Origin of the sequence: Winogradskyella sp. PG-2 (genome assembly GCF_000828715.1) — a bacterium.
Lineage (GTDB): Bacteria > Bacteroidota > Bacteroidia > Flavobacteriales > Flavobacteriaceae > Winogradskyella.
In genome coordinates, this window is sequence record NZ_AP014583.1 from 1742669 (window position 1) to 1762842 (window position 20174).

Here is a 20174-nt window from a genome sequence, read left to right on the forward strand (position 1 = left end):
ATGGCAGATACAACAAATAGATACTCTGACGAACATTTAGAAGAATTCAAAGTTTTAATTCAAGAGAAAATAGATAAAGCACAGCACGATTTAGAGCTTATTAAAAGTGCATACATGAACGATCATAATAATGGTACTGAAGATACTTCTCCAACGTTTAAAGCATTTGATGAAGGCAGTGCTGTAATGAGTAAAGAATCTAATTCTGCATTAGCTATTCGTCAAGAAAAATTTATCAGAGATTTGAAAAATGCAATGATTCGAATTGAAAATAAAACCTATGGAGTTTGCCGAGTTACAGGTAAATTAATAAACCCAGAACGTTTAAAATTAGTACCTCACGCTACATTAAGTATTGAGGCTAAGAATATGCAGAAGTAACACAAATTCTTTTGAAAGTATAGTCTCATTATATTTTGTGAGATAAATAGATAGAACAAAAACCACAAAGCTTTGGATAATAATTTCAAAGCTTTTTTATTATGTCACTAAAAAAAGCGTCAATTATTATCATAATTATTTTACTGATAGACCAAATCAGTAAGATTTATATAAAGACCCATTTTCAACTCAATGAAGATGTAACTATTTTTTCGTGGTTTAAAATTGCCTTTGTAGAAAATGATGGTATGGCATGGGGAACTAAACTCAGTGATGTCTTTACATTTATTTCTGATAAATCTGCTAAACTTATTTTAACTCTATTTAGAATTGCAGCAGTTACTGGCATTGCATTATGGTTAGTAGATGTTACTAAAAAGCAAAAGTCTAAAACTTTAATTTTCGCCATTGCTATTATTTTTGCAGGTGCTTTAGGTAATATTTTAGATTCTGTGTTTTATGGCATACTATTTAATGATAGCACATTTGAAGTTGCACAATTTTTGCCAAAAGAAGGAGGTTATGCAGGTGTATTTCATGGTAAAGTTGTTGATATGTTGCATTTTCCTATTTGGAATGGGATATTACCAGAATGGATGCCAATTGTAGGCGGAAAATATTTCTCGTTTTTCGATCCTATTTTTAATGTCGCAGATATTGCGATTAGTACAGGTATTGGTATTTTAATTGTGTTTAATAAAAGGGCTTTTAAAGATTCCCCTAAAACTGAAGCATCCGATATGGTGTCACACAATAATCTAACTTAATATCATCTTCTGAAGACTCAATAATATCTTGTTCTGCTTCAAAAAATGACAAACCAATTTTTATAGTTTCTGGTTTGCAATTGGCTAAGAACCGATCATAAAATCCTTTTCCATAACCAATTCTATTACCGGTTTTATCAAATCCTAAAAGCGGAACAAAAACTACTTCAATTTGCTCTGAAGCAATAGCGATACCATCAATAGGTTCAGGAATATTATAGTCGTTTTTTTTGATTGTTGTATTATCTGTTAGTAGATAATGCGTCATCGAATAATCTTCAAAATTACTTTTAGAAATCACTATATTTTTATCCTTTCCGGATAGAATATTTAAAATGTAATCTGTATTTATTTCTTTTTGTTCTTCAATAGTTAAGAAAATATGATAAAAGGATTTATTCCAAACATCTAACTTTAATAATTCGTTAGCAATACCTAAACTATAATTCTCGATTTGAGTTTCTGATAATTTCTGTCTTAGGGTTTTGTGTTTTTTTCGAAGCTCAGATTTTTTCACGGCTCAAGTTTTGTGGAAATATGAAAAATTGCATCACCTTGATAGATAATTGGGGACTCATTTACATTAAAAATATAGCCATCATTTGGTGCTTTTACAAAATGATTAAAACTTCCATAAGGATCTGTTATATGACCTAATACATCACCTTTTTTTATTTGAGCATTTACAGAAACGTCAGATTTAAACATCCCAGAATAACTGGCGCGAATCCATTTACTCTCGACAATTTTAATACAATTTTTTTTAGGTTTAGAGACTTTAAATTTGCTGTTTAAAATTCCTAAATGATGCAATACGCGCTTAGTTCCGTTTACACCTGTGTTTGTTATGGTATTATCTATATTAAAAGACTTCCCGCCTTCAAACAACAGCATGGGTAATCCAGTTTTGTAACAAGAATTACGGAAAGATTTATTAATATTTTTAGAATAGAAAACAAAAGGCGCACCAAATACTTGGGCTAATTCGTCTAGAACAATTTCATTTTTTACAATTCGTATTTGAGCCGCATTAAAGCGATCAGCTCCACCTGTATGAAAATCTAAAATTAAATCGGCATGAGGTACAATTTCTGTCATTAATTTATGGGCAACTCTACTAGCTAAAGAACCTCCTTTACCACCAGGAAAAACACGATTTAAATCTCGACCATCTGGGAATAGTCGATCCATATGGATAAACCCAAATACATTGATTACAGGAATACATATAATAGTCCCTTTCTTTGGTTTATTAATACCTTTGGCAATAATTTGACGGACAATTTCCACACCATTAATTTCATCACCATGAATTCCTGCAGTAATTAAAACCGTAGGTCCTGGTTTTTTAGAACGTTCAATAATTACAGGAACATCAATAGTATTCTGCGTGTGTAATTTAGCGACATTAAAACTCACCTTAGCGCTCTCACCAAGGCCGACACTTTCACCTAGTATATGTAATACTTCTTTTTCACTCATCTATTTTCTATTACGTTCTATAAAAGTAATAATTGCCCTCGCTATATTTTTCTGCGTGGCACCTTCAATACCTTCTAAACCAGGAGTTGAATTAACTTCCATAATTAATGGACCTCTTGCAGATTGTAACATATCTACACCACAAACAGGAAGCTTTAATGCACGTGCAGCCTTAATAGCTAATTTTAATTCATCTTCTGAAAGTCTAATTAAATTAGCACTTCCACCTCTATGTAAATTAGATCGAAATTCACCATCTTTTCCTTGCCGTTTCATGGCTCCTACAACTTGTCCGTCTACTAAAAGCGCTCGTAAATCAGCACCTTTAGCTTCTTCAATATATTCTTGAACTAATGCTCTTGCTTGTAATCCATTAAAAGCTTCAAGTACAGATTCAGCAGCATTTTTAGATTCTGCTAAAACGACTCCGAGTCCTTGGGTTCCTTCAAGTAATTTTATAATTACTGGCGGTCCACCAACATGGTTAAGAACTTCTTCAACATCTCTTGAGTAGTTTGTAAAAACCGTTTTTGGCATACCAATACCAGCTTTAGATAAACGTTGAAAACTTCTTAGTTTATCCCTACTTCTAATAATAGCATCAGATGTTACTGTAGTAAAGACATTCATCATTTCAAATTGTCTTACTACAGCACAGCCAAAAAAGGTTACTGAAGCTCCAATCCTTGGAATAATAGCATCTACATAATCTAAATAACGATCTCTGTAATAAATAGTCGGTTTTTCTTGCTCAATAATGATATCACATTTTAGAGGATCAATAACTTCGATCTCATGACCTCTATTTTCACCTTCCTCAATAAGACGTCTTGTAGAGTATAGGTTTTCATTTCTTGAAAGAATAACAATATTCATGTCTGCTTTGAGCTTAAGGGAATTTTTTGCTTGATGCAATATACTAAAAAAGGAATTCTGATTTTTACAATCCTAGCATTTAAACTACCTTTGGTTTAATGCCAGAAACAACCATAGAAATACAGATAAAAACACTTCCAAATCAACCTGGAGTATATCAATATTTTGATGCTGATGAAAAGTTAATTTACGTTGGTAAGGCTAAGAATATCAAAAAACGTGTAAGTAGTTATTTTACGAAGCATCATGAGTATGGCAAAACAAGAGTATTGGTTAAGAATATTGTTTCTTTAAAGCATATTGTCGTGGAGACAGAGAATGATGCATTACTACTCGAAAATAACCTGATAAAGAAATATCAACCTAAATATAATGTTTTACTCAAGGACGATAAATCTTATCCCTGGATTTGCATAAAAAAAGAACGTTTCCCTAGAGTGTTTTCTACACGACGTGTTTTTAAAGATGGCTCAGAATATTTTGGTCCATACACAAGTATGAAAACAGTAAAAACACTTTTAGGTTTAATAAAAGGTTTATATCAATTACGTACCTGTAACTTCGATTTATCACAAACTAAGATTGAAGCAGGAAAGTATAAGGTCTGTTTAGAATATCATTTAGGAAATTGTAAAGGTGCTTGTGAAGGAAAAGAAACAGAAGAAGAATACCATGCTAATGTTAAAGCCATTAGAGAAATCTTAAAAGGAAATTTTAAAGATTCGTTACAGCAATTCCGAATTCAGATGAAACAACATGCTGAAAACATGCACTTTGAAGACGCACAGAAAATAAAAGAAAAACTCGAGATTTTAGAGAATTACCAAGCTAAATCAACCATTGTAAATCCTAAGATTAGTAATGTAGATGTATTTTCTATTGTTAGCGATGAAACATACGCTTATATTAATTTTTTACAACTAAGTTATGGTTCTATTATTAGATCACATACACTTGAATTAAAAAAGAAATTACAAGAGTCAGATACAGAATTATTAGAGTTAGCAATAACTGAAATTAGGCGACGGTTTAATTCAAATTCAAAAGAGATCTATGTGCCATTTGAAGTAAATTTAGGTAATGAATTAAAAATAACAATTCCGAAACTTGGAGATAAAAAAAGTATACTAGATTTATCACGACGTAATGCGATGTATTACAGAATGGATAAGCTCAAACAAATTAAAATTATAGATCCAGATCGTCACACCAATAGAATAATGGCACAGATGAAAGCCGATTTACGATTATCAGAAGAACCAAGACATATTGAGTGTTTTGATAATTCTAATATTCAAGGAACAAATCCTGTTGCTGCTTGCGTAGTTTTTAAGAATGGCAAACCGAGTAAAAAAGATTATCGCAATTTTAATATAAAAACGGTAGAAGGTCCTGATGATTTTGCCTCAATGGAAGAGGTAGTATATAGACGTTATAAACGTTTAGTTGAAGAAAAACAACCTTTACCACAACTTATCATTATTGATGGTGGAAAAGGACAACTATCCTCAGCATTAAAAAGCTTAGATGTTTTAGAATTAAGAGGAAAAATTGCTATTATCGGAATTGCAAAACGACTGGAAGAATTATTTTATCCAGATGATCCAATTCCATTATATTTAGATAAGAAAAGTGAGACTTTAAAAATTATTCAGCAATTACGAAATGAAGCACATCGTTTTGGTATAGAACATCATAGAAATAGAAGAAGTAAAGGAGCTTTGACCACAGAACTAGAAAATATTCCTGGAGTAGGCGAACAAACCATTGTTGAATTGATGAAAACCTTTAAAACGGTAAAACGTATTGCAAATGCAAAATTAGATGAACTAGAAGCTGTAGTTGGAGTCTCTAGAGCTAATAAAATTCATAATTATTATCATAAAGAATAAGAACATTGAACTTGTCCCAAACATATCACCATATAATTAAATTGAGATGCACCATCTTGGTTTTAGTCTTTCTTTCACTAAGCTATAATAATATATCAGCACAAGAAGTTCCAGAACCTAAAGTAGGTTTAGTCTTAAGTGGAGGAGGTGCAAAAGGTTTTGCTCATATAGGTGTCTTAAAAGTTATTGATAGTTTAGGTATTAAAATAGATTATGTAGCGGGTACAAGTATGGGAGCAATAATTGGCTCATTATACACTGCAGGTTACTCTGGTAATCAACTAGAGGCGATGTTCAATACTCAAGATTTTGATGAATTAATAAATGATAATTTCCCCAGAGAGACCAAATCATTTTACGAACGCGAAAATTCTGAAAAACATGTGGTGAGCTTACCTTTTGATAAACTTAAACTCAGTTTGCCTTCCGCTTTATCTCGTGGTCAAAATGTATATAATTTATTATATCATTTAATGCTGCCAGTTAACGAAATTAGAGATTTTGAAAAATTACCTATTCCATTTTTCTGCATAGCAACGGATATAGAGACAGGGGAATCATTGATTTTAGATAAAGGCAGATTGGCAGAAGCTGTTACAGCAAGTGGTGCTTTACCGTCCTTATTTCAACCTGTAACAATAGGTGATAGAATTTTAATTGATGGTGGTGTTACTAACAACTTTCCTGTTGAAGAACTCAGAGCAAAAGGAATCGATATTATTATTGGTGTGGATGTACAAGATGCTCTGAAAGATCGAGAATCTTTAAAATCTGGTTTAGATATTTTATCCCAAATTAATAATTTCAGAACCATAAATGCCATGAAAAGCAAAGTAGCTCTCTCAGACATTTATATTAAGCCAGATATTACTAATTTTTCAGTAATCTCATTTACCGAAGGTGAAGATATAATCGCTAATGGTGAAGCGGCTGCCAAATTAAATATTTCTGAATTATTAAAATTAAAAGATAATCAAACTATTCCTCATAGCAGACCATTTACGCAACCTTTAGATAGCATAAAAATTCAGTCTGTCAACATTGAAGGTGTAGAAAGTTATACAAGATCTTATCTTTTAGGGAAATTAAAGTTAAGAGGAAATGAAAAGATGAGTTATGATGATTTTAGGAAAGGAATTAATAATCTTATTGCTACAAATAATTTTGATACATTCAGGTATCAGTTAGAGTCTATTAATAATGATGATGGATTCAACTTAACAGGTAAACTTACAGAATCAGAAACAACGACTTTTTTCAAATTAGGTGTGCATTATGATGGTCTCTATAAAAGTGCGGCATTAGCAAATATTACTAAAAAACAGTTGCTTTTTAAAAATGATATAGCATCATTAGATGTTGTTCTTGGAGACAACTCAAGGTATAATTTCGATTATTTTATTGATAAAGGGTTTTACATTAGTATTGGGCTTAAGTCGAGATATAATCAATTTAATAAAAACGTAAACCCTTTATTAGCTTTAGATGAAGAATCGCCTTTATTAGCTGGTTTGAATAAAATTGATGCAGAGCTTTCAGATTTCACAAATCAAGTTTATTTACAAACAATATTCAGAAAGGACTTTGCACTTAGAATGGGAGCAGAGTATAAACGACTAAAAATCACTTCAGAGACCATAATAGAAGATAATCAGGATGATGAAATTACTTTCGAAAATACTGGATATTTTGGTGTATTCGGTAATTTGAAATTCGATAGTTATAGTGATCGTTTCTTCCCTAAAAGTGGATTTTATTTTAATGGGGATTTACATTGGTATTTAAATGCTTCTAATTTTAATAGAGATTTTAAGAAATTTTCAATTGCTAAAGCAGATATAGGATATGCCTTTAGTTTTAGTGATAAATTAGCGTTTAAGACTGAGGCTAATGGAGGTTTTAAAATTGAAGATAATCCCACAACAGCACTTGGTTTTGCTATTGGAGGTTTTGGGAATAATTTTATAAATAATTTTTCTTCATTTTATGGTTATGATTATTTGGAATTGTCAGGCGATAGTTTTGTAAAGGCAACATTCACTCTAGATTTTGAAATGTTTAAAAAGCATCATTTACTTATAGCGGCTAATTACGCCAATATTGAAGATGGTATTTTTGAATCTGGTGAATGGTTAACAACTCCAGATTATAGTGGTTATGCAATCGGTTATTCATTGGAAACTTTTCTTGGACCTTTGGAAGGAAAATATACCTATTCGCCAGATACAGGTAATGGCTACTGGTTTTTTAATCTCGGGTTTTGGTTTTAGAATAAAAATTCTCAACTTTGTAATCAATGAAACCATTCTGGCAAAACATAAAACTTCATTTACATTTCCTTATCAAAAGGAATCCAGAATAGATATGTATTTTTTGTACCTTTAAAAATAGTTAGATTTATACAGATGACGTATAGATAAATTAACTTTTAAACTAATCAAAAATGCCGTTTTATCATAAACTAGGAAAAATTCCACCTAAAAGACATACGCAATTTAAGAAGCCAAATGGAGGTTTTTATTATGAGCAACTATTCGGAACTATTGGTTTCGATGGCATGTCAACTAATAGTTACCATGAGCAAAGACCAACACAGGTCAAAGCCATTAAAAAGCAATACAGTGTAGCTCCAAAAGTAGCCAAGGAAAATAATATGCAATCTTATCGATTGCATGGTTTTAAAGTGAAACCAGAAAACGATTATTTAGATAGCCGAAAAATTGTATTGACCAATAGTGATTGTAATATCATATTGGCGGCACCAAAACAATCTACTAGAGACTATTTCTATAAAAACACAGATGCAGACGAGTTAATTTTTATCCATAAAGGCACAGGAAAATTAAGAACTATGCTCGGTAATCTCGATTTTAAATATGGTGATTATTTACTAGTGCCTAGAGGGATTATTTATAAACTCGATTTTGATACTGAAGACAATCGTCTTTTTATCGTAGAATCTTATAGACCAATCTATACACCAAAACGTTACCGTAATTGGTTTGGACAACTTTTAGAGCATTCACCTTTCTGTGAACGAGATTTACGACAACCACAAGAATTAGAAACTTATAATGAGTCTGGTGAGTTTCTAATAAAAATCAAAAAACAAGACGAAATTTTTGATATGGTTTATGCGTCACATCCATTTGATGTTATTGGTTACGATGGTTACAACTATCCATATGCCTTTTCAATTCACGATTTTGAGCCTATTACAGGTCGTGTTCACCAACCACCTCCTGTGCATCAAACTTTTGAAACAGATGCGTTTGTGGTTTGTAGTTTCGTACCTCGTTTGTATGATTATCACCCACTAGCAGTTCCAGCTCCATATAATCATAGTAATATTGATAGTGATGAGGTATTGTATTACGTAGATGGTGATTTTATGAGTAGAAATGATATAGAAGCTGGGCATATTTCGTTGCATCCGGCAGGCATCCCGCATGGTCCACATCCTGGAGCAATGGAGCGTAGTATTGGTAAAGTGAAAACTGATGAATTAGCTGTAATGGTAGATACGTTTAAGCCTTTAAAAGTAACAGAAGAAGCTTTAAAAATTGCTGACGAAGATTATTTTAAATCTTGGTTAGAAGATTAATTAAAAAACTAAATGTTTCGGAATGAATCATAATAAATTACCTGCAGATCCTTTAGCACTCATTTTGGGAATAATAGCACTAGTCATTGGTATTGCTGGTTGTTGCTGTTATGGGATTACAGCAATAATACCTTTAATAATAGCAATTATAGGATTAGTAACTGCCAATAAAAGTTTAAAAGCGTATGGACAAAACCCTGAAGCCTATTATCCTCAAACTAGAAGTAATGTTTCTACGGCAAAAATTATAAATATTATAGCTATTGTAATGAACGGTTTAGTCCTTCTTTTCGCAATTGCCGCTATAGTATTTTATGGTACAATGCTGTCATCTGGTATGTTAGATGATTTTAATATAGATACAATTGAAGATGATGATTTCTTTGATACCGAAATAGAACTGGATACTACTAATACATGGGAAGAAGACACTTATATAATTGAAGAAAGTAACGATTCAATTGAAACAGATTCAAAACAAGAAAAATCTTTCGAAGATACAATGAAAGATTTCGATTCTAAATATTAAATAAATTTTTGTTTTATGGCAAAAGAAGTAAAAAATGTAAACTACGGTTTAGAGAAAATATTTGAAGGAGCGCAAGATTTTTTGCCGCTTTTAGGTACAGATTATGTTGAGTTTTATGTTGGTAATGCCAAACAATCAGCACATTTTTATAAAACAGCATTTGGTTTTCAATCTCATGCGTATCGAGGATTAGAAACAGGTGCTACAGATTCTGTAAGTTATGTGTTAACACAAGACAAAATAAAGTTAATGTTAACTACGCCTTTAAATAGTAAATCTAAAATTAACGATCATATTGTAAAGCATGGAGATGGAGTTAAAATAGTAGCACTTTGGGTAGAAGATGCAAGACAAGCCTACAAAGAAACAACATCTCGAGGTGCAAAATCTTATATGGAACCAAGGGTAGAAAAAGATGAACATGGAGAGGTTGTGCGTGCAGGAATTTACACTTACGGAGAAACTGTACACATGTTTGTAGAACGTAAAAATTATAATGGAGCTTTTTTACCAGGTTTTCAAAAATGGGAATCAGATTATAATCCTCCAATTGCAGGATTAAAATATATCGACCACATGGTTGGTAATGTGGGTTGGAATCAAATGAACGTTTGGGTAAAATGGTATGAAGACGTTATGGGATTTGAAAACTTTTTATCTTTTGATGACAAGCAAATTCACACAGAATACTCAGCATTAATGAGTAAAGTAATGTCTAATGGAAATGGTAGAATTAAATTTCCAATAAACGAACCAGCAGAAGGTAAAAAACGTTCTCAAATTGAAGAGTATCTCGATTTTTATGAAGGTGCAGGTGTGCAACATATTGCTGTAGCAACAGATGATATTATTAAAACTGTATCTCAACTACGCTCAAATGGAGTAGAATTTTTGTCAACTCCACCAGAAGAATATTATAGAGCTGTTCCGGGCAGATTAGAAGAATTTAGTCACGAATTGAGAGAAGATATAGAAAAACTAAAAAGTTTAGGTATTATGATTGATGCAGATGAAGAGGGTTATTTACTTCAAATTTTCACGAAACCAGTAGAAGATAGGCCAACTTTGTTTTTCGAAATCATTCAACGTATGGGAGCTCGTGGATTTGGCGCAGGTAATTTTAAAGCCTTATTTGAGTCTATAGAAAGAGAGCAAGCCAAAAGAGGAACACTTTAAATTAAAAAACGCGTCTAGCTCCCTACAGCTAAACGCGTTAAAAAAAACTAACTAATCATCTATATTTCATATAATCGTTAACTTAAAACTATGTTTTTTTGGTCAGTTCTATTATTACATCGGCGTAATTTATAAATGTGAGCATTTAACGAAAAAACAATAAAATCAACTAGGTTTTTGTGTTGTATTTCAATGTTTTAATACATTTGGAATAGTAATTGTATTTATGATAATAGTAACATAAAAATTGCGTTACATTATTTACATTTACAAACTATAGATTATGAAACATTTATTTACCATAATATTACTACTCGTAGGATTTCAAGCACCTAATGTGCAGAAAGAATCTGCTTTCCAAAAAGGTGAGTGGTTTAAATTTGAAATGAGTTATAGCGGTTTTCTAAAAGCTGGGAATGCTACATTATCTGTTAAAGAATCAACTATGGATGGTAAAGGAGTTTATCATGTTGTTGGGAAAGGTTGGACGACAGGTCCTGTAAAGTGGCTTTTTAAAGTTAAAGACCGTTACGAAAGTTATTTCGATAAAGAAACTGGAGTACCTTATAAGTTTATTAGAAAAATTAATGAAGGTGGCCATACTAAAGATGTCGAAATTAAATTTGATCATAAAAACAAAATTGCTGAGGTCCATAACAAAAAGCATGAAAAAACAAAAAAAATAACTACGGATAAAGACGTTCAAGATATGGTTTCAATGTACTATTATTTAAGAAATAGTATTGATACATCATCTTTAACAGAAGGGGATGAAATACAGACAAATATGTTTTTTGATGAAGAAAACTATGGTTTTAAACTTAAATATTTAGGCAAAGAAACAATAAAGGTAGATGTTAATGGTTCTGATGTAAAAGTGAAAACACTAAAATTTAGACCATATGTAATGGCAGGCCGTGTGTTTAAAGAAGAAGAAAGTCTAACACTTTGGGTGAGTGCAGATAAAAATAAAATTCCTTTAAAAATTAAAGCAGATTTAGCTGTAGGTTCACTTAGAGCAGATTTAGTTGAGTTTAAAGGTTTAAAACATTCCTTTCAAATAGAATTCGATAATTAATTTATGTCAGATCAACCTAATTACGACGAGATTTTAAAAGCACTTGAAGAAAAGTATACTAAAATAGACCAAGATACAGATGACCATTTATACGGCTTGTTATATAGCAAGCCAATTACATACTGGGACTATATACAAACAGACGCCTTATTAAACCTTCAAATACAGCGAACCACACTCCCTGATGAAATGGTGTTTATTGCCTATCATCAGATCAATGAACTTATTTTTAAAATGATTCTTTGGGAGATTTCTCAAGTTGCCGAAAAAGAAGATATGGAAGCGGCTTATTTTGAAGGTAAAATTATGCGTATTAGTCGTTATTTTGATATGTTGACGACATCTTTCAATATTATGAGAGAAGGCATGGAAGTTGAACAGTATATGAAATTTAGATATACCTTAACACCTGCAAGTGGTTTTCAAAGTGCACAGTATAGACTTATTGAATTCGCATCTACAGAATTAATAAATCTTATTGATTATCGATTCAGAAAAGATATCAATAGAGACACGCCTTTCACACATGCCTTTGAGCACTTATATTGGCAAGCTGCAGGAAAAGATCATAAAACAGGAAAAAAATCTACACTTTTAGTTAATTTTGAAAAACGGTATAAGGATGAATTTTTAAGGTTTATGGAAATATATAACACCAAAAACCTATGGACTCGTTTTAAAGAATTGCCTTTAGAAGATCAAAAAGATGAAGACTTAATTAAAGCAATGCGCCATTATGATTATACGGTTAATGTGACATGGGTAATGGCACATTATAATGCAGCAAGACATTATATAGAAAGTGGTATAGGAGATGGTGAAGCAACAGGTGGAAGCGACTGGAAAAAGTATATGCATCCTAAATATCAAAAACGGATATTCTTTCCAGAATTGTGGACAGAAGAAGAAATAAAAAATTGGGGAAATAATTTATAATAATAATTAATGCAATTAAAACGATTAGTAGCTATAACCATAATTGCAATAAGTTTATATGCTTGCAAGGAGGATGACTCAGTAAAAAAAGAATATCAGAATGAACTTGCTGAAATTGTTGAAGAAGAAAAAATCTTAGAATTTGGATTTGATCGTAACGATTATGAGTTTAAAAGAGATACAATAAGAAAAGGAGATACATTTGGTATAATCCTAGAGCGAAATAATATAGGCTATCCAAAAATATTTCAAATAGCTGAAAAAGCTAAGGATACTTTTGATATTGCGACAAAACTTCAAGTAGGAAAACCTTATACTTTACTTTTTTCAAAAGAGAATGAAAAAGATAGCATTCAAAAACCTGATACATTTATTTATCAGCAAACTTTAGAAGATTATGTAGTTATTAATTTTAAAGATTCTATACAGGCTTATAGAAGTAGAAAGCCTATTACCTACATAGAGAAAACAGCAACAGGTATAATAGAAAATAATATTTCAGAGACTCTTGAAGAAAAAGGCTTGAGTCAAAAACTGGCTTATAAAATGGCAGATGATATTTATGCTTGGACTATAGATTTTAGAAGATTACAAAAAGGGGATCGCTTTAAAGTAATATACACAGATAAGTATATTGATGATTCTATTTATGCTGGTGTGCATAATGTAAAAGCTGCTTATTTTGAACATAATGGGGATTCTTTATATGCTTTTGAGTTTGAAACAGACTCTATAAAAGGGATTAGAGATTATTTTAATGAGAACGCTAAGAATCTGAGAAGAGCATTTCTTAAAGCACCTGTTCAGTTTAGTAGAATATCTTCTCGTTATAATTTAAAACGTCGTATTGCCCTCTATGGTAATAGAATTAGACCTCATAAAGGGACTGACTTTGCCGCGCCAGTAGGAACACCTATAATGGCAACTGCAAATGGAACAGTAATAGAATCTACAAGAAGAGGAGGGAATGGTAAATATGTTAAGATTAGGCATAATGATACCTACACAACGCAGTACCTTCATATGAGTAAGAGATTGGTTAAGAAAGGGCAATTTGTAAAGCAAGGTGATATTATAGGTAAAGTTGGAATGACAGGTAATACAGGTGGCCCACATGTCTGTTATCGTTTTTGGAAAAACGGAAAACAAGTAGATCCTTTCAAGCAAAAGTTACCTGAAGCAAAACCAATTTCTGATAGTTTAAAAGTTAAATATTTAGATTTTATTGTTCCGATAAAACAGCGATTGGATAACATCTTTTTTATAGAGGCAGAACCAATAGAAAAAGAAAACACAATATCAATAGACCCAATTTTATAATTAAAGTAATGGCATTAAAAGCAACCAATCCTACAAAAACAGATTCTTGGAAGAAGTTATCCTCACATTTTGAATCTATAAAATCTAAGCATTTAAAAGATTTATTTAAATCTGACACTAAAAGAGCCGAAGAATTAACTATAAAATGGGATGACTTCTATGTAGACTTTTCTAAAAACAGAATTACAAAAGAGACTTTAGATCTGTTATTAGCTCTTGCCAATGAGTTGGAATTAAAAGATGCTATAGCAAAATATTTTGAAGGCGACATCATAAATGCTACAGAAGGAAGGGCAGTTTCTCATACAGCTTTAAGAGCTCCAAAAGATGCAGAAGTTTTTGTAGATGGTGTTAATGTAATTCCTGAAGTTCATCTAGTAAAAGATAAAATTAAAAATTTCACGAATTCAATTGTCAATGGTGATCACAGAGGGTATACTGGCAAAGTAATTACTGATGTTGTAAATATTGGTATTGGTGGTTCTGATCTTGGGCCTGCTATGGTCGTAGATTCACTTCAATACTATAAAAACCATCTTCAAACTCATTTTGTTAGTAATGTAGATGGTGACCATCATCAAGAGGTTATAAAAAATCTAGACCCTGAAACGACACTTTTTGTGATTGTTTCTAAAACGTTTACAACTCAAGAAACTTTATCTAATGCAAATTCTATCAGAGCTTGGTTTTTAGAATCGCAACCAAAAGAAGCTGTATCAAAACACTTTGTTGCTGTATCAACAAATATTGAAAGTGTAAAAGAATTTGGTATTGATGAGTCAAATATCTTTCCAATGAAAGATTGGGTTGGTGGACGTTTTTCTCTATGGAGTGCGGTAGGATTATCAATTAGCTTAGCTTTGGGTTATAAGAATTTTGAGAGCCTTCTTATTGGAGCTAATAAAATGGATGAGCATTTTAGAACTTCAGATTTTGATAAAAATATTCCGGTTATTTCAGCATTGTTGACCATTTGGTATAATAATTTCTTTAATGCAGAAAGTGAAGCTATTATTCCATATACGCAATACCTCAATCAGTTTGCGACCTATCTACAACAAGGTATCATGGAAAGTAATGGTAAAAGTGTAGATAGAGATGGTAATAGAATTACCTACGAAACAGGAACTTTAATTTGGGGTGAACCTGGTACAAACTCACAGCATGCTTTTTTTCAATTAATACATCAAGGTACTAAATTGATTCCAGCAGATTTTATTGGTTTTATTGAATCTCTTCATGGTAATAAGGATCATCATAATAAGTTGATGTCTAATTATTTTGCACAAACCGAAGCTTTGATGAATGGAAAAACAGAGGCTGAAGTTCGATCTGAATTTAATGGAAAGTCACTAACAGAAGGCGACATTAATAAACTAACCCCTTTCAAGATATTTGAAGGTAATAAACCAACAACATCAGTCTTAATTCAAAGATTAACACCAGAGAGTTTAGGTAAATTAATAGCTATGTATGAGCATAAAATCTTTGTACAAGGTATTATTTGGAATATATACAGCTACGACCAATTTGGTGTTGAATTAGGTAAACAATTGGCAAAATCTATCTTAAATGAGTTGAACGAAGATACTACTCCTGTACATCACGATGTGTCTACCCAAGCATTGATAGCTTGTTATAAGAATAATTATTAAAATTTGTTAAAAAGTTTTAATAAAATTAATTATGTACACATAAAATTTATTAAATCTATAATTAACTTCGTTTGGTTAAATTGTTAACATTTAGTTAATGGTTTAGCTGTGGTATTGCGTAATTTTGCGCTAATTATAAAACCAATTAACTTAAATTTTATATGAAAAAATTTAATCAACTTTTATGTGTTGTTGTTTTGACATTGTTTACAACATATGCATATGCTCAGAGTACTATCAAAGGAAAGGTTATTGATAGTGATGTAAATTCGCCGCTTCCTGGCGCTAATGTAATTATAAAAGGAACTACAAATGGCGCAATTACAAATTTTGACGGTAATTTTACTTTAACAGCAGAATCTAATTCTGGTGAAATTGTAATTTCTTATGTAGGCTATGTTAGTCAAACTATAGCTTTTAATGGTGACACTGATTTAGGTACAATCGTATTAATGTCTAGCGATGTCGGTTTAGATGAAATTATGATTGTAGCTTCAATAGCTGTGGATAGAAAAACTCCAGTTGCTGTTTCTACAGTAAGAGCTGCAGATATTCAGTTAAAATTAGGAACTCAAGAATTTCCAGAAGTTTTAAAATCAACACCAGGTGTTTATGCAACTAAATCAGGTGGTGGTTTCGGTGATGGTCGTATTAATTTACGTGGATTTAACTCAGAGAATGTTGCTGTTATGATTAACGGTGTACCAGTTAATGATATGGAAAACGGTCGTGTATTCTGGAGTAACTGGGCAGGCTTAGGTGATGTGACAAGTTCTATGCAAGTACAAAGAGGTCTTGGAGCTGCTAGAGTTGCAGTACCTTCTATAGGTGGAACAATCAATATTTTAACTAGTACCACTGATATTGAAGAAGGTGGAAGTGTTATGGCTAGTATTGGTAATGATGGTTACAGAAAATATGGTGTAACGTATTCTACTGGTTTAATGGATAATGGTTTTGCGGCTACAGTTTCAGCGGCAAAAACAGATGGTAACGGTTATGTTGCCGGAACACCATTTAATGCTGTATCTTATTTCTTTAATGTTTCTAAGGAGATTAATGATCAGCACAAATTGTCTTTCACTGCTTTCGGTGCTAAGCAACGTCATGGTCAAAGACAAAACAGACAATTAATTGATACATACAGAAGAAGTGAAGATGGCATTAGATATAACTCTGATTGGGGTTATAAAAATGGTCAATTAACTTCTATTGAGGATAACTTTTATCACAAACCACAAATATCATTAAACCACTATTGGGATCTTAATGACAATACGAGTATCTCAACTGCTGTTTATGCCTCTTTTGGCTCTGGTGGTGGAGGTGGAACTCTAGGAAGTGATAATGAAGCTCCTGGATTTGAAGGAGATGCTAGATTTAAATTTCAAAGTCCAGATTATAGAATAGGTGAATTTGGTCCTTTAGATTTTGATCGTATTGTTGATGAGAATATTGCAAACGGATCTAATGGTTCTAGTGCAGCTTTGAGAGCTTCACGTAATGATCACAATTGGTATGGTGTTTTATCTACTTTGAAAACTGATTTAACAGATGACTTAGTGTTTTTAGCTGGTTTAGATTGGAGAAGTTATACAGGAAAACACTTTAGAGAAGTTACGGATTTATTAGGTGGACAATTCATCATCAATGAAGATAATGAAAATAACCCAACAGGTATTGCAAGAGTTGGTGATAAAATAGCATATAATAACGATGGTTTAGTAGGATGGTTAGGAGCCTTCACACAATTAGAATATGATGTTAATGAAAACTTTAATACGTTTATCTCATTAAATGCGTCTAATACATCTTATAAAAGAAAAGATTACTTTAATTATTTAGATGGTGATCCATTGCAAGAAACTGATCGTTACAATTTCTTCGGTTTTGGTGCTAAAGGTGGTGCTAACTATAGACTTACAAATAACCACAATGTATTTGTTAATTTAGGATATTTTGAAAAAGCAGCAGACTTTGACGCTGTTTTCCCAAGATTCAATAACGAAGACATTAATGCTGAAGCTGAGAATCAAAAAATCTTAAGTTTTGAATTGGGTTATGGTTACAGAAGCGATAAATTATCTGCTAATGTTAACTTATACAGAACAGCTTGGAGAGATAGAACAGAAACAATAGGTTTTCAATTAAGTGCTGATGAAACAGGGTTTGCTAATATTTTAGGAGTAAATGCAGTTCATCAAGGTATAGAAATTGACTTTGTATACAGAGCTACAGATAAATTGAATATTACAGGTATGGCTTCTTTAGGAGACTGGAGATGGGAAGATGATGTAACAGATGTTCAAATTTTAAATGAAGAGCAAGAAGTTGTAAATACCGTTAATTTATTTATTGCAGATACACCTGTTGGTGACGCAGCACAAACGACTATGGCATTAGGATTAGATTATAAATTAGCCGCAGGCACAAGATTTTCTGTAGATTATAATTACTTTGATCGCTTATACGCGGACTTCGATCCTAGTGATAGAGGTGTAGAAAATGCTCCAGACCCGTGGGAAGTTCCTGCTTACGGTGTATTTGATACTGCTTTTACTCATAGTTTTCCATTTGGAAAATTCAAAGCTTCTTTAATAGCTAGAATGAATAATGTATTTAACACTAAATATATAGCTGATGCCTTAGATGGTCCAGGATCAAATGCTGAAACAGCATTAGTTTATTATGGTTTTGGTAGAACATTTAGTTTTGGAGCAACGCTTAAATTTTAAAAAAATAGAAAGATGAAAAGAATAGTTTATTTATTAGCCTTTATTGGCGCAGTCTTTACAGGTTGTAATCCTGTTGAAGACATTAATAACGATCTTGGAGCACAAGACGCGCCAATTGTTGGCGAAGTAGAATATACATTAACTGATGATGACTATGCTGATTTAGAGCTAAGTTTTGGAAACTTTAGTTCTGATGAAGATGCTAGAGTAGCTATACCTGGTTTATTATCGAATAAGTATCCTCATTTTGGTGATGGTTCTTCTGCATTAGTAACTTATAAATTATTTGTAGGTTCTGCAGAAGGTGCAAGTGATCTTACAGGTTCAGATGTTTATGAGTTTTCAAATGCTGATTATGCTACAACTGGTAGTGATGCTTTTGGATTTTACCCTAATGTAGATGCTACAGAGGAAATCCCTGCAGTTTTAGATGCGCAAATTGCAGCACCAACTGAAGGCCAAATTGTCTTAGTAGAATATGATCAATATTTTGAAACTCCTGAAATAGGATTAGCAAATTTGTATAGTGCTGCTTTTCCAGCTGATTACGATAGTTATGAATTGGTATCTGTTTCTGGTCTTGATGAACTTGGTTGGACAGTAGGTTCAGCTAACGTCCAAGGTTCTGGTTTTAATGGTAGTGCAAATGCTGTTGAAGAATGGCTTATATCACCTCAAGTTGATTTAACTGGTGAATCTGATTTATTGTTTCAAATCACACAAGAAATTGATTTCTTAGGCGATGATACATTAATTGATGTTATGGTGTCTACTAACTATACTACAGGTACTGATCCTATGACTGCGACATGGACTGCTTTTGCTTTTGATAAAACAATTTTTGGTAGCTTAACAGCATCAGAAGATTTTGATTTTTCTGCATATGATGGTCAACAGATTCATATAGGACTTAAGTACAGTTCTACAGATTCTGATTCACCAAGATGGAGAGTACAATCTATGGCAATTAAAGCAGTAGGTGTTTCTGGTGATACTGATTCTAAAGGTGAATACTTTGTGTACGAAGGTGGATCATGGGAAGCAGCAGATGATGTATATTATCTAAGTACTTCAGATTATGATTCTATGGGTGAAGAGTTCGGACAACCTGGACGATTCGATAATTTTAGTAGTGGAACACCTGCAGATAATTATTTACCAACATTTTTAAGTATTACATATCCTTTTGCTCAAGAGGAAGATGAAATGTTTGTGATTTACAAGTATTTTTCTAGTAATAGTGGTTTAGGTACAAGAGGTAATCTTTATACGTATACAGATGGTATATGGGTAGGAAGTCAGAGTGTAATAGATACATCATTACAGTTTGGATTAGAAAATGGTATATGGGTACCTGATAATACGATCAGATACTCAATGACAGGTGCAGATTATACTGCAATTGTTTCTGCGTTAGCTAGTGCTTATCCTGATGCTACTGGAAGTATGGATAATTTTGGAAACTTTGATAGACGTCCAGGTAATTCTGCAGAATGGACGGATGCAATGGTATTAGAAGCAATTAACGTAGTCTTAAACATTTTAGATCCTTCAGCAGCTGAAGAACAAAAATATATTGTTACTGTAGATGTTTATACAGGTAGTAATGGATTTGAAGATTTTGCTGTTATTAAAGAAGGTGGAGTTTGGGTCTACCAATAGATTTGAATTTCCAATAGCTTAATATAAAAATAGCCTCTTGATTTTATCAAGAGGCTATTTTTTGTAATCATCTTTTTAAGA

The 20174-nt window shown here is 32.2% G+C and carries 16 protein-coding genes; 13 read left to right on the plus strand and 3 right to left on the minus strand.

Annotated elements, in window-relative coordinates; all coding sequences use genetic code 11:
- Both WPG_RS07725 and WPG_RS07730 read left to right on the plus strand, forming a co-directional pair.
- A complete protein-coding gene (locus tag WPG_RS07725; protein ID WP_045471039.1) occupies positions 1-381 on the plus strand; it encodes a TraR/DksA family transcriptional regulator in 381 nt (126 codons plus the stop codon).
- Positions 382-482: 101 nt separating this feature from the next.
- Complete coding sequence (locus tag WPG_RS07730) at positions 483-1148, plus strand: lipoprotein signal peptidase (protein ID WP_045471041.1); 666 nt, start codon at positions 483-485, stop codon at positions 1146-1148.
- Here WPG_RS07730 and WPG_RS07735 read toward each other — a convergent pair.
- The 3 genes from WPG_RS07735 to rimK are packed head-to-tail and all read right to left on the minus strand — an operon-like array spanning position 1102 to position 3506.
- Positions 1102-1665 carry a 5-formyltetrahydrofolate cyclo-ligase gene (locus WPG_RS07735; RefSeq protein ID WP_045471043.1) on the minus strand — a complete coding sequence of 188 codons (564 nt, stop codon included), beginning with the start codon at positions 1663-1665 and terminating at the stop codon, positions 1102-1104. The genes WPG_RS07730 and WPG_RS07735 overlap by 47 nt on opposite strands.
- Positions 1662-2630, minus strand: a complete 969-nt coding sequence (locus WPG_RS07740; protein WP_045471045.1) for a succinylglutamate desuccinylase/aspartoacylase family protein — start codon at positions 2628-2630, stop codon at positions 1662-1664. Before WPG_RS07740 ends, WPG_RS07735 begins: the two co-directional genes overlap by 4 nt.
- The gene (gene rimK, locus WPG_RS07745) at positions 2631-3506 is read right to left on the minus strand and encodes a 30S ribosomal protein S6--L-glutamate ligase (protein WP_045475320.1); all 876 of its coding nucleotides are present in this window, start codon (positions 3504-3506) and stop codon (positions 2631-2633) included.
- Positions 3507-3604: 98 nt separating this feature from the next.
- On the opposite strand from rimK, the gene uvrC reads away from it, so the two are divergent.
- The 11 genes from uvrC (at position 3605) to WPG_RS07800 (ending at position 20093) form a co-directional block, all read left to right on the plus strand.
- Positions 3605-5398 (plus strand): excinuclease ABC subunit UvrC, encoded by a 1794-nt coding sequence (gene uvrC / locus WPG_RS07750; protein ID WP_045471047.1) that lies wholly within the window; start codon positions 3605-3607, stop codon positions 5396-5398.
- A 56-nt stretch (positions 5399-5454) separates the two neighbouring features.
- On the plus strand, positions 5455-7668 hold the full coding sequence (locus tag WPG_RS07755) for a patatin-like phospholipase family protein (RefSeq protein WP_231850271.1): 2214 nt from the start codon (positions 5455-5457) through the stop codon (positions 7666-7668).
- 173 nt (positions 7669-7841) lie between these two features.
- Complete coding sequence (locus WPG_RS07760) at positions 7842-9002, plus strand: homogentisate 1,2-dioxygenase (RefSeq protein WP_045471049.1); 1161 nt, start codon at positions 7842-7844, stop codon at positions 9000-9002.
- 22 nt (positions 9003-9024) lie between these two features.
- Positions 9025-9531 carry a CCC motif membrane protein gene (locus tag WPG_RS07765; protein WP_045471051.1) on the plus strand — a complete coding sequence of 169 codons (507 nt, stop codon included), beginning with the start codon at positions 9025-9027 and terminating at the stop codon, positions 9529-9531.
- A 15-nt stretch (positions 9532-9546) separates the two neighbouring features.
- On the plus strand, positions 9547-10707 hold the full coding sequence (gene hppD / locus WPG_RS07770) for a 4-hydroxyphenylpyruvate dioxygenase (protein WP_045471053.1): 1161 nt from the start codon (positions 9547-9549) through the stop codon (positions 10705-10707).
- Positions 10708-10990: 283 nt separating this feature from the next.
- Positions 10991-11785, plus strand: a complete 795-nt coding sequence (locus WPG_RS07775) for a DUF3108 domain-containing protein (protein ID WP_045471055.1) — start codon at positions 10991-10993, stop codon at positions 11783-11785.
- A 3-nt stretch (positions 11786-11788) separates the two neighbouring features.
- Entirely contained in the window at positions 11789-12721 is a 933-nt protein-coding gene (locus tag WPG_RS07780) for a tryptophan 2,3-dioxygenase family protein (RefSeq protein ID WP_045471057.1), read from the plus strand.
- Positions 12722-12730: 9 nt separating this feature from the next.
- A complete protein-coding gene (locus WPG_RS07785; protein ID WP_045471059.1) occupies positions 12731-14041 on the plus strand; it encodes a peptidoglycan DD-metalloendopeptidase family protein in 1311 nt (436 codons plus the stop codon).
- 8 nt (positions 14042-14049) lie between these two features.
- Positions 14050-15696, plus strand: coding sequence for a glucose-6-phosphate isomerase (gene pgi, locus WPG_RS07790; protein ID WP_045471062.1), 1647 nt, complete (start codon positions 14050-14052; stop codon positions 15694-15696).
- Positions 15697-15857: 161 nt separating this feature from the next.
- Positions 15858-18431, plus strand: a complete 2574-nt coding sequence (locus WPG_RS07795) for a TonB-dependent receptor (RefSeq protein ID WP_045471064.1) — start codon at positions 15858-15860, stop codon at positions 18429-18431.
- A 12-nt stretch (positions 18432-18443) separates the two neighbouring features.
- Positions 18444-20093 (plus strand): choice-of-anchor J domain-containing protein, encoded by a 1650-nt coding sequence (locus WPG_RS07800; RefSeq protein WP_045471066.1) that lies wholly within the window; start codon positions 18444-18446, stop codon positions 20091-20093.
- Positions 20094-20174 lie beyond the last annotated feature (81 nt).

Excerpts from the sequence above, each read along its gene's own strand:
- WPG_RS07795 (WP_045471064.1), top strand. The coding sequence starts at position 15,858 with ATGAAAAAATTTAATCAACTTTTATGTGTTGTTGTTTTGACATTGTTT.
- pgi (WP_045471062.1), top strand. The coding sequence starts at position 14,050 with ATGGCATTAAAAGCAACCAATCCTACAAAAACAGATTCTTGGAAGAAG.
- WPG_RS07760 (WP_045471049.1), top strand. The coding sequence starts at position 7,842 with ATGCCGTTTTATCATAAACTAGGAAAAATTCCACCTAAAAGACATACG.
- WPG_RS07780 (WP_045471057.1), top strand. The coding sequence starts at position 11,789 with ATGTCAGATCAACCTAATTACGACGAGATTTTAAAAGCACTTGAAGAA.
- WPG_RS07725 (WP_045471039.1), top strand. The coding sequence starts at position 1 with ATGGCAGATACAACAAATAGATACTCTGACGAACATTTAGAAGAATTC.
- WPG_RS07775 (WP_045471055.1), top strand. The coding sequence starts at position 10,991 with ATGAAACATTTATTTACCATAATATTACTACTCGTAGGATTTCAAGCA.
- hppD (WP_045471053.1), top strand. The coding sequence starts at position 9,547 with ATGGCAAAAGAAGTAAAAAATGTAAACTACGGTTTAGAGAAAATATTT.
- WPG_RS07740 (WP_045471045.1), bottom strand. The coding sequence starts at position 2,630 with ATGAGTGAAAAAGAAGTATTACATATACTAGGTGAAAGTGTCGGCCTT.
- WPG_RS07730 (WP_045471041.1), top strand. The coding sequence starts at position 483 with ATGTCACTAAAAAAAGCGTCAATTATTATCATAATTATTTTACTGATA.
- WPG_RS07785 (WP_045471059.1), top strand. The coding sequence starts at position 12,731 with ATGCAATTAAAACGATTAGTAGCTATAACCATAATTGCAATAAGTTTA.
- uvrC (WP_045471047.1), top strand. The coding sequence starts at position 3,605 with ATGCCAGAAACAACCATAGAAATACAGATAAAAACACTTCCAAATCAA.
- WPG_RS07765 (WP_045471051.1), top strand. The coding sequence starts at position 9,025 with ATGAATCATAATAAATTACCTGCAGATCCTTTAGCACTCATTTTGGGA.
- WPG_RS07800 (WP_045471066.1), top strand. The coding sequence starts at position 18,444 with ATGAAAAGAATAGTTTATTTATTAGCCTTTATTGGCGCAGTCTTTACA.
- rimK (WP_045475320.1), bottom strand. The coding sequence starts at position 3,506 with ATGAATATTGTTATTCTTTCAAGAAATGAAAACCTATACTCTACAAGA.